The organism is Paenibacillus agaridevorans, assembly GCF_003112455.1.
GTDB classification, from domain to species: domain Bacteria; phylum Bacillota; class Bacilli; order Paenibacillales; family Paenibacillaceae; genus Pristimantibacillus; species Pristimantibacillus agaridevorans.
Genome location: NZ_BDQX01000458.1, coordinates 456328 through 467057, shown reverse-complemented (window position 1 = coordinate 467057; position 10730 = coordinate 456328). Strand labels below are relative to the sequence as shown.

At 53.9% G+C, this 10730-nt stretch carries 7 protein-coding genes; 2 read left to right on the top strand and 5 right to left on the bottom strand.

What is annotated here, in order from left to right; translation table 11 throughout:
• Positions 1 to 103: 103 nt before the first annotated feature.
• The 4 genes from PAT3040_RS35960 to PAT3040_RS35945 form a co-directional block, all read right to left on the bottom strand.
• Positions 104 to 2446, bottom strand: coding sequence for a helix-turn-helix domain-containing protein (locus PAT3040_RS35960; protein WP_108996358.1), 2343 nt, complete (start codon positions 2444 to 2446; stop codon positions 104 to 106).
• A 42-nt stretch (positions 2447 to 2488) separates the two neighbouring features.
• Complete coding sequence (locus PAT3040_RS35955) at positions 2489 to 4576, bottom strand: right-handed parallel beta-helix repeat-containing protein (protein ID WP_108996357.1); 2088 nt, start codon at positions 4574 to 4576, stop codon at positions 2489 to 2491.
• Positions 4577 to 5032: 456 nt separating this feature from the next.
• A complete protein-coding gene (locus PAT3040_RS35950) occupies positions 5033 to 5422 on the bottom strand; it encodes a helix-turn-helix domain-containing protein (RefSeq protein ID WP_108996356.1) in 390 nt (129 codons plus the stop codon).
• 134 nt (positions 5423 to 5556) lie between these two features.
• Entirely contained in the window at positions 5557 to 6279 is a 723-nt protein-coding gene (locus PAT3040_RS35945; protein WP_108996355.1) for a MerR family transcriptional regulator, read from the bottom strand.
• Between the two features lie 177 nt (positions 6280 to 6456).
• Between PAT3040_RS35945 and uvrA the strand changes: the two genes are divergently transcribed.
• Positions 6457 to 8958 carry an excinuclease ABC subunit UvrA gene (gene uvrA / locus PAT3040_RS35940; RefSeq protein ID WP_108996354.1) on the top strand — a complete coding sequence of 834 codons (2502 nt, stop codon included), beginning with the start codon at positions 6457 to 6459 and terminating at the stop codon, positions 8956 to 8958.
• Between the two features lie 15 nt (positions 8959 to 8973).
• On the opposite strand, the gene PAT3040_RS35935 is transcribed toward uvrA, so the two are convergent.
• Positions 8974 to 9672, bottom strand: a complete 699-nt coding sequence (locus PAT3040_RS35935) for a FadR/GntR family transcriptional regulator (protein WP_108996353.1) — start codon at positions 9670 to 9672, stop codon at positions 8974 to 8976.
• A 154-nt stretch (positions 9673 to 9826) separates the two neighbouring features.
• On the opposite strand from PAT3040_RS35935, the gene PAT3040_RS35930 reads away from it, so the two are divergent.
• Positions 9827 to 10730 (top strand): FAD-binding oxidoreductase (locus PAT3040_RS35930; RefSeq protein WP_146200651.1); only part of this gene is annotated, 904 nt, incomplete at its 3' end.

The following is a 10730-nucleotide window of genomic DNA, read 5'->3' as shown; positions in this document are numbered from 1 at the left end:
CGCGGATACAAGAGTCTTTATGACAGCAAAAAAAAGCCCTTCCGCGGCCGATTGCCGGCCGGGAAGGTCCGAGTTGCAGGAGTTGCTTCGTTATCGCTTGCGGTCAGGTTAACGATTTTTTCATCCGGTATTCCTTCGGCGTGGTGCCAACCTTGCCCTTAAAGAGGCGGAAGAAGTAGCTTTGATTCGCGTAGCCGCATTTGTCCATAATTTCCGAGATCGTATAGCTGTCTCCCTCCAAAAGCTTCTGCGCATGGTTAAGACGCACCTCGTTCATGTATTCCGTAATGGACATGTTGTAGCTTTCCTTAAACAGCTTGCCGATATAAGCGGAAGACAGCTTGACTGTGCTCGCGATAGACTGCTGACTAAGATTGATGTCGGTGAAACGCTGCTCGATCAGCTCTTTTACCGTCTCCAGCATCATCTCGTTGCGCTCCATATTGGCGGGGCGTTGCCCTTCGCAAATTTGGCTGCATACCGAGAGGAGGGAGAGATACATCTCCGTAAGCGTCTCCTTCTCTTGCAGGAGCTGATGCAGGTTCTCCATATCGATCGTAAAGGCGACAATTCGATTGTCATTGATTTCTCCCGCTACGTTTTTCAGTTGGAAAGCCAGGTTGGATACGGCACGAATCATGTCATCGTAATTGTAGCCCGCGATTAGGGTAAACGCCTTCTCCAATTCGCCTCCGGCGTTCGTCAAGTGACCTTTCTTGAGCGCTTCGGTCAGCTTTCGCGTCACGCCATCAGGGAGATCGGACTGCTTGCCGGCCAGATTGCCGCGTACATCCTCTGACGAGATGATGGACTTGTGGCCTTTTACGAGCTTGTATTGGCACAAGCGCAGCGCCTGCGCATACGCCGAGGAGAGCGAAGGAAACTGCGAGATAGGGTCGCTGATGCCGCAAGTTAGCGACAGCCCGTAATACCGGTCGATTGTATCTTGTACCTCGCGCAGCATGCCTTTGACGCCCTCGATTGCAGCAGCATCTTCTTGCCGCACTTTGGACAAAATGAGTACGAAGTGATCGCCTCGCATCTCTGCCGCCTCGCAAGGGTACGACTTGCCCATGATCTCGGCAGCGATATTGACGATCGCGAAGTTGTAGAGCAGCTTGGACGAGTTGCTGACCTTTCCGTCGTAAGCCGCGAAGTGATCGAACTTCAGCACGCAGACCAGCAGACCGTCCATGGCTTTAATGTTAAGATTATGTTTTTCGATCAGATGCTGCATATCGGCATGGGAGAACAGAAGACTATCGGTAAGAAACCTTCTGACATAATATTTGCTTACGATCTGCCCGGAGCTGATCTCTTTAAGCTGGTCCGACAGCTGCTTCACATTTTCGCTCATGAGACCAAGCTCGTCGCCGGCAGCCGGCTCGTTTTTCCGATCGGTCGCAGCCAGATAAGGCCTGATTTGCTTAAGCATGTTTTCGATTGGATTATAGAGCTTATAGGACAACCCGATCGATACGGCGATGGCGAACAGCAGGAAGATGCCGGAGATCGCCAGCGATCCGTTGCGCGATTTGGTTACTTCCGCCATAAGCTGCTTATAGTCCTGTATATAGAGAATCGTCCAGGCTCCCAGGCTGTCATCCATATACGTAACCACGCTTTTCCTGTCCGCAACCTCTCCGATGACGAATCCCGAAGTCGTTCCGCCCTGCGCTACCTTGTCCGCATGAACGAGTTGCGTCAGCCGGCTCTGATTCTCCGCGCCCGTGTAGCTTGCGCCGGCATCGGATGTCAACAGGGAGCCGTCCTCCGTTTGAATATAGACTTCCCCGAGGTCGCGCCCGCTCGTTACGTTCATCTTCTTTAGACTGTCGAATACCCAATCCGACTTAATGAACAGGATAATAGCCGATTGCGTTTCTGAAAACGATTTCAATGAATCGGTGACAATAAATGCGAACGTATCGATCCGGTTTACGCTGCCGTTAAGACTTATGGGAATAAGTCGGTTGGTGGGATGCGGCCGGTCGTTGATCAGCGCTTTCCGAATACGCTCCTTCGTTATGCCCCCGTCCAGCATAAAGTTGACGCTGGTGCCGTACAGCTCCGATTGCGACTTGTTGTAGATGACCATGGAATCCAGGAACGAGGTGCTCTCCATAATATTGGCCATCTGCCTGTGGCCCCTGATGAGATCCATCTTGGGCAATTCCGTGCTGAACATAAGCGGGATCAGGAAGTTGTCGCGGTAAACGAAATTGGAAAGTCTGGAGATCATGTCGTTCATGTAGGCCAGATTATAGCGAATTTGCGACAGCACCTTAAGGTTGGAGTCCTCCTGGATGCGCTTGACGGTTCTCTCCAGCATATAAGTGTTGGTGATCGAAGACACGACCAGAACAAGCACCATCGTCGTCACGATGGACAGCATAACCCGCTGCAAATACTTTTTGGACTTATAGAAGCCGAACACGACTTTCATGGTATTCAAGCCCCCCGAGCATAGGATGAGTAGGTCGTTACATCACACGGGATACGACTGCCTGGGACCGAATTCGCCGAGCGCAATGTCCTGCCAGCCAAGCGAATAGGCCGGAGATTCTGCTTGCAGCCGATAATCGCCGGCGGCTCGGTCGACGAACAGGGGATCGCAGCATAGAGAAGCGGCATCGTAGCTGCCCTCCCTGAGAGTGCGCCATTGCGACCATTCGTAAACGTTCCGTCCCAGTTCGTCGGGACCTTTTGGCGCAAGAGGAAGCTCTCCGGCAATTCGGCAAGGCTCTCCGTTCCGCCAATACAGATTTCGGTCGGCGGAAGCGAACCGTTCGTCGGTGTAATTGACAAAATAATAAAGGTTTCCCGAATTATAAACGATATTGGAAGCGATTTCGATATCTTTATTTTGCTCTCCGGCCATTTCCTGCGAGCCGATGCCCGAAATCGCCATGGGATTATCGACAAGCAGGTTGTTGAAGATGCGATTGCCGATCCCCTTGGAGAAGATCAGCATCCACAGTTTCCCTTTACCTGTGCTGTATAAACCTCGAATGACGTTATTGCAGACGGTAAAGTCGTCTGCCGCATCGTCGAGATAGATACCGAATCCAAAAGAGAAATGAATGCCGCTGTCATGAAGGTCATTGTTCGTAATGATATTGCCCCGTCCGACGCCCCAAGCTTCGATCATGCCTCCGTCCTGGCTGTCTTCCATCACGCTTGAGATATCGTTGCCTGCAATAAGGTTATCCCGCGTGTGGAGGAAATCCCAGTGATTTTCCCAGGTTACCGTTAAGCCGTATATTTCGGCGGGCAACTCGCCGTACCGCAGCCCTTTCATGGAAATCCCGTATCTCGGCATATGGGAGATGCGATTATGCGCGATCAAGTTATGTCCGCTTTGGTAGAGTAAGATGCCGCAGCCATGGCCGACAAGCTCGCCGCCATGCTCGATGTAATTGTTCGTAATGGCATGATGGCCGTTCCGGTCGGCAGCAGCGGGGCCGGAAAACGCACCTTCGCCCGGCGCATATCCGCTAAGGCTGATGCCGATATGCCCAAAGCTTGCAATGATGTTGCCGTCCATTCTGATGCCGGCTGCATCCCTGTCGAGATAGATGCCGCAGCTTCCCGATTGCAGCAGCCTGCAGCGTTCGATCCGTATATTCGCCGCGTTTCTCATATAGATGAGTCCTTCGCGATGCTCATCCCGGTCTACGTTATTCTCCATCATGCGGTATTCGGGGAAAAAATCCGTACTTGAAAACGTCAGATCGGAGAAGGTGATCCCCGAGACGGGAAGTTCGGGACTGGAGCCCTGTATTTGCAATATTCGCTTTATTGCCGGCGCAATGATCGTCTGTTCATTGGGATCCGCGCCGCTGTCCGCCGGCCAATAATACACGTATCCTTGGGATTCGTCGATGCAGAATTGTCCCGGTGCCCTCAAAAATGCAAGCGAGCCCTGAATATAAAATCTCGAACCTTCGCCGATCGGCCAGGAAGCGGGACTGCCGAAGGAGAGGTATCGGTTGGCTGCGTCGTAATGAACGGCTGTTTTCGTCTCCGAGAACCAATTCCATTCTCCTTCCCCGGGCCATACAAAGACGGACAAGCGGCAATCGCCTGCGGGGATCTCCGGAGCTTCGCCTTCTTTGAACGTGATGCCTAGTCTATGATCGTGTAGGGGGGTGATTGGAGTATCCGTCTCATAATAGCCAACAGACGGCAGGCGTGCTTGAAGGACGCGACGACCATCGGCATACAAAGTCGAAGGGACGTAGCCGAGATCATAGGACGCTCGCCAAATCCCGTCTTCCATCCGCTCCCACCCCGTAACGGCTTTGCCGCCCGTAATGACGACCTCTTCTCCTGGATAAGCGCGGTAAGTGACGGGACATTCCGGAGTGCCGGAATCTCTTTCGTCAAGCGATAACGGTTCTGACCGTTCATAACAACCGCCCCGAATATAAACGGTAACAGGTTTGAGCAGTCCGGCTGCGGTAAGGTTTCGTATTTCTTGCACGGCGCGGTCCAAACTTCCGAACGGCTCTTTCACAGTACCGTTTCCGTCCCGGTCGCTGCCATCCGTCGCCACGTAGATCGTCCTGGTCATCGCGATCTCATACCCCCTTTGATCTGTCTCTTCAACTATAGTTATATATGGGGTAATGGCGGGCTGCAAGAGTATTCCAATAATGTACACTGAATCGGTTTTTTCACAGTAGCTCCCGCCTAGGGCACCATATTAAAATTACGATCGAATGGAAGGGGTGGCTAAGGAGTTGCTTATGAGGAGATGGAGAAAATTTGCGATTAAATGTCAAGTTGAGGCTCAATCCGGGGGTATTCGACAAAACTTCTCATCGGATGACAAATGATGTCCGTTTACGAATCCGCCCGACGTTAGTATAATGAACTCGGGTACATACCAATGTTGGGCGGAAAGAGGGTTATGATATGGTAGAAAGCAAAAGTCGCGCAGTCGTGCTCGATGTTTGCGATATCCTCGACCGGCTTGGCATCAGCTGGGAGTCCATCGCGCATCTGATCGAAGTCGGCAAGGAACCCGCTAGTAGCCTGTCCGATCCGAATGTGCAGCTCGCTCAGAACGAATGAAAGCAATGAAACGCTGCGTCTCGTCCGGCGTTAGCTTGCGACCGTCTATGGTCAGCTCGTAACGGCTTTCAATTTGATCGTCGGCCAATTCGACGCGGTTTAAAAATTCCGTTACATGATGTGCGGGGTCGGTTGCCACATGCTGCGTACGGCCCATAAGATCGTCAAATGACACTCGGAACAAATTGGCCATCTTCGTCAAAATCTCGAAGTCCGGCTCCCTGCGATCCGTCTCGTAATGGGACAGGGACGCTCTCGTAATGCCCAACAGCCCGGCCAGCGTCTCCTGGTTCATTCCCCTCTTTTTGCGGAGCTCCGCGATTCTCTTTCCGTATCTTGCCATCTGCATTGGCTCCTCCTTAGTCCGCGAGACCCATGTCGTTGCCATTTATTATAGCAGAAAATGATACAAAAGGTATATTGTTGTCCAATTTCTGTCCGCAAAATTAATTTTTGAGTGTCTATATCGCTCTGTCGCTAGCCCTCATCCATTAACCCCGTTGCCAGACATAATCGATAAAAATAGTGTGCCCCCTTGACTTGATTCCGAAGTCGATGATCTAAATAATCGCTTGCCTCGCGGGCGATTCGTAGCGCATTTCCGATATGATTATGGTTAAGCTGGACCATGACCTCGCGAATAACGTCCAGCGGGTGATTAGCCGCACGGAGCGTTCGAATAATGGAGATTTGCCGGACATGCATGCCGGTCATGCAGCGATATCCGTTATCCTCGCTGCGAGGAATCTCCAATAATCCTTCCTTCTCCCAATGGCGAATAGCGGTGCTGGGCACGCCAGTAAGCTCCGACGCTTCCCTGATCGTCATTTTGCCGCGCCCGCCTCTCCGGTCAGCCACGGACAAGTCTTCCTTCTCCAGCAGTTCAATCGTTCTCTCGGCAATTACTTTGTCCTCGTGAAGCGCTGCCTGGCATTTGTTGATCAGCCACATCGCCTCGTGCATACGTTTCTGGATGATAAGCGACATCGCTTGCCTTACCGTATCCATGCCGTAGCCGGGATACATGGCGCGAATGCAAGCGAAGTAGGCGTAATGTTCGTCCGTATAGAGCCGATATCCGCTCGGCGACCGTTCGGGCGGAGGCACGATCCCCCAGCTCTCGTAGTGCCTCAGCGCGCTTGTGCTAATTTGGAGGCTTTTGGCGATTTGCAGCGGCTTCCAGATCCTGATTTGTCCCATCAAGCTCACCCTTTCTATTCGCCGTCGTCGAACCTTCATTTAATACCTTAAAGTAACTTGACGGATTGATGGTCAAAAAACAGCGTTATTTCATCCATTATACGCTTAAAGCTTCGGACTTGCATGAATGTTGTAGAATGATGGGGTTGGATCAAAATCGGACTGGGAGGCAAAAGAATGAGCGGTATGATTAAGATTAAGGGCGCGCGTGAAAACAATCTGAAAAATGTTTCGTTGTCCATCCCGAAGCATAAGTTGATCGTCGTAACCGGACCTTCCGGCTCGGGCAAATCGACGCTCGCCATGGATACGCTCCAGCGCGAATGCCAGCGGCAATATATGGAGTCGATGGGGCTGGTGTCCGATAACGTGGGCAAACCAAAGGTCGAGGGGATTGAGGGCCTTTCGCCATCCATCAGCGTCGGGCAGCATCAGACCAATCGCAACCCGCGTTCTACGATCGGAACGGCTTCCGATATCTACACCCTCATGCGAATCGTATATGCGAAGCTGGGGCAACGACCCTGCCCGAATTGCGGCGAGAACGTCGCCAGCGTCATTGGACAAGCGGAACCGGCAGCGGGGCTATGGGAAGACGACAACGGAGGAGACGATGCCGTGAGCTGTGGCGCCTGCGGTCATTCGCTGGACAGGCTGACGATGTCCCATTTCTCCTTCAACAAGCCGGAAGGAGCCTGCGAGAGCTGCGACGGACTCGGACATGTATCGACGCTTAACATGGAGGCGGTGTTCGATAGCAACAAAAGCTTGCGGGAAGGGGCGGTTTCCATCTGGTTCGATGCCTGGGCCGATTACAATATCGCCACGCTTAAGGCAGCGGCGAAGCATTACGGCATTGCATTCGACGAGAATCAGCGCCTTGCGCAATACGATTCCGCTGCGCTTGATCTTTTGTATTATGGAGTCGAAAGCGAAGCATTCGCTTCCCGCTTTCCCGACAAGAAGGCGCCGAAGACGGTGAGTCAAGGCAAATACGAAGGCGTCGTCACGGGCATATGGCGAAGGTTCAAAGAGAAAGGAGGCGAATCCGGCGAAGCGGCGCTGTTCGAGCAGCGGATTTGCGATAGCTGCGAAGGCGCGAAGCTCAAGAAGGAGAGTCTGCTTGTAAAAGTGAACGGACTGGCCATCCATGAAGCATCCTACGGTGCGCTGGGCAAGACGCTCGCCTGGTTGGAGGAGATGAGGGACGGTCTCTCGGACGACGAAGAGAAGCTCGTCGGAAGTCTGATCCATGACATGATCGTGAGAATCCGGCGGATTATTGAAGCGGGGCTCGGATATATGACGCTCGACCGCCAGATTGTGACGTTGTCCGGAGGAGAAGCGCAGCGGCTGAGGCTGGCTTCCATCATTGGTTCGGGTCTGACCGGCGTTCTGTATATTCTCGACGAGCCGACGGCGGGATTGCATCCCAAGGATACGGGAGGACTTATCGCGGTCATGAAGCAGCTGCGCGACCTCGGCAATACGGTGCTTGTTATCGAGCACGACGAAGAAGTGATGCGGGCAGCCGATCACATTATCGACATCGGTCCCGGAGCGGGCGCATTCGGCGGCAACGTTGTCGGACAAGGAACGCTCGAGGAACTCCTGGAACAGCCGAAGTCGGTAACGGGCGCGTATTTCAGGGAGGAACTGGAGAAGGGGGCTGTGCTTTCGAAGCGCCGCGAAGGGACGGGGCAATTCTTGACGGTTCGGGAAGCGACGCTTCGAAATTTAAAGCAAGTCACCGCTGCTTTTCCGTTGGGCTGCCTGGTAGCGGTAACGGGCGTATCCGGCTCCGGGAAGTCGACGCTAGTGTTCGATCTGCTGGCGGAATCCGGTCCGGACAAACCTGCGCCGTCAGGGTGCAGGGCCATAACAGGCTGGGAGCATGCGGGTTCGCTCATCAAAGTGGATCAATCGCCTCTGTCCCGCATGCAGCGCTCCAATATCGCGACTTATACCGATGTTTATACGCATCTGCGCAATTGGTACGCAAGCTTTCCCGAGGCAAAGAGAAGGAAACTGACGGCGAAACATTTTTCCTTTAATACGGCGGGCGGCCGCTGCGAGGGATGTCAGGGACTTGGCGTCGTGCCGATCCATATGCATTTCCTGCCGGAGATCGAGGTGCGATGCACGGCATGCAAGGGAAGACGTTTTCAGGACGAGGTGCTGGCCGTCACACACGAAGGATACAGTATATCCGACCTGCTGGATCTTTCCATCGAAGAGAGTCTGGCCGTGATTGGAGATCTTGCCAAGATCGGCGATACGCTTAAGCTGCTCTGCGAGGTAGGTCTTGGTTATTTGAAGTGGGGGCAGTCGCTCAGCACCCTGTCCGGGGGAGAAGGGCAGCGCATCAAGCTGGCGAAGCATCTGGGCAAGGGGACGGGCAAGCATGCGGTCTATCTGCTCGACGAGCCGACGACCGGCCTGCATCCGGGCGATGTCCGCAGGCTGATGGTGCTACTTAACAAGCTGGTGGACGCGGGCAATACGGTTATTGTCGTCGAGCATAATATCGACGTTGTCTGGCAATGCGATTACGTCATCGACATCGGCCCGGAAGGCGGAGCGGCGGGGGGCAGCGTCATGGCGCAAGGAACCCCCGAACAGGTTGCCGCAATCGAAGCTTCCCACACGGGACAGTTCTTAAGAGACCGATTGCGCTAATCGTACCGCGTGCGGCTACAGCCGCTCTCGCAATACGTTCTCGACCTTTGTTAGATGCGTCCCGATTAATCGGGACGCTTCTTCGGCATTTCCGGCGGCGATTGCTTCGTAGATCCCTTCATGTTCCTCCAGCAAGCGGACCGCGGTCGACGTCTCCTGGTAAAACCAAAGCTCCCGCGTCTGTCCGATCGTGCGGCCAAGCCTTTCTGCCAGAGAATCCATTAAGTCGGACAGAAGCGAATTATGCGAAGCGGCAGCAATGGCGGCATGGAAAGCGACATCGGCTTGTTCTCCCGCCGCGGTATCGTCTCTCTCCAGCGCTTCACGCATCGTGCCGAGGACGGCTTGCAATGCGGCGAGGTCTTCATCCTTGCGATTGCGTGCGGCAAGCGTCGCCGTGCCGGTCTCCAGCACCTTGCGCACCTCCAGCAGCTCCATCATGGAAGCGGCATCCTTAAAGGGATCGGCGCCGTCCTTGCGCTCGCTGGGAAGCTCCTTCTTTACGAAGGTGCCGCCCCCATGGCGAATGTCGAGCCAGCCCATCGCTTTAAGGGCGCTAAGCGCTTCGCGAACGGTCGACCGGCCGACGCCGAACGAAGACGACAGTTCAACCACGGACGGCAGTTTATCGCCCGGCTTCCATTCTCCCTCGCGAATTTTTGTCAAGAGGATACGGCTGACAATTTCGTGTCCCTTCTCTGTTTCGATTTTCATAATGCGCTACCTCCGTCATCTATTAGCAAGCCGTCGTCGTAATGGCTTTTTTAAAATTAGGTCTGTATTTTAATATAAGCATAAGCTATAATGATTGAAAAGTCATCAGATGACCTGATCTATATTACGGATTGGAAAACGGAGGTAGCATTTTATGAATGCCGAACTGATTGAAGGACTGCGCGCCATTGTCGGCGAACGCCACTATCGCAATGATCCAGAGGCGCTGGTCGCCCACTCGTATGACGGAACCCCCATGCTGCAAAGCCTGCCGCAGGGCGTCATCTATCCTGAATCTACGGCGCAGGTATCCGCCATTATGAAGCTGCTGTCCAAACACGGCGTTCCGCTAGTAAGCCGCGGCTCCGGCTCCAACCTGTGCGGAGGGACCGTGCCGGTGGATGGCGGCATCGTGATGGTCATGCATCGGATGAACCGGATTATCGAGACGGATACCGAGAACTTGACCGTAACGGTACAGCCCGGACTTATTACGGCCGAGCTGATCGCGCATGTGGAGTCTCTCGGACTGTTTTATCCACCCGATCCCAGCAGCATGCGGATCAGCACGATCGGCGGCAATATCGCGGAATGCTCAGGCGGTTTGCGGGGATTGAAGTACGGCACGACAAAGGATTACGTCATCGGGCTGGAAGCGGTACTGGCCAGCGGCGACATTATACGAACCGGCGGCAAGCTGATGAAGGACGTTGCCGGCTATGATCTGACGAAGCTGCTTGTCGGCTCTGAGGGGACCCTCGCCATTATAACGGAGGCCACGCTCAAGCTGATCCCGCCGCCTCAGACCAAAAAGACGATGCTGGCGATGTACCGCGATCTGTACGGAGCCGCCCGGACGGTATCGCGCATTATCGAAAATCGTATCATACCGGCTACGCTGGAATTTATGGATAATCCGACGATTCGCGTGGTCGACGACTTCGCTGGCCTTGGTCTTCCCCGCGATATGGAAGCGATTCTGCTTATCGAGCAGGATGGTGATGCTGCATCGGTAGAGAGGGATATTGCGCGCATTCGCGAGATTTGCGCCTTGGAAG

What these genes read in the sequence shown, in the direction of transcription:
- PAT3040_RS35960 (WP_108996358.1), bottom strand. Translation starts at nt 2,446, where the DNA reads ATGAAAGTCGTGTTCGGCTTCTATAAGTCCAAAAAGTATTTGCAGCGG.
- PAT3040_RS35955 (WP_108996357.1), bottom strand. Translation starts at nt 4,576, where the DNA reads ATGACCAGGACGATCTACGTGGCGACGGATGGCAGCGACCGGGACGGA.
- PAT3040_RS35950 (WP_108996356.1), bottom strand. Translation starts at nt 5,422, where the DNA reads ATGGCAAGATACGGAAAGAGAATCGCGGAGCTCCGCAAAAAGAGGGGA.
- PAT3040_RS35945 (WP_108996355.1), bottom strand. Translation starts at nt 6,279, where the DNA reads ATGGGACAAATCAGGATCTGGAAGCCGCTGCAAATCGCCAAAAGCCTC.
- uvrA (WP_108996354.1), top strand. Translation starts at nt 6,457, where the DNA reads ATGAGCGGTATGATTAAGATTAAGGGCGCGCGTGAAAACAATCTGAAA.
- PAT3040_RS35935 (WP_108996353.1), bottom strand. Translation starts at nt 9,672, where the DNA reads ATGAAAATCGAAACAGAGAAGGGACACGAAATTGTCAGCCGTATCCTC.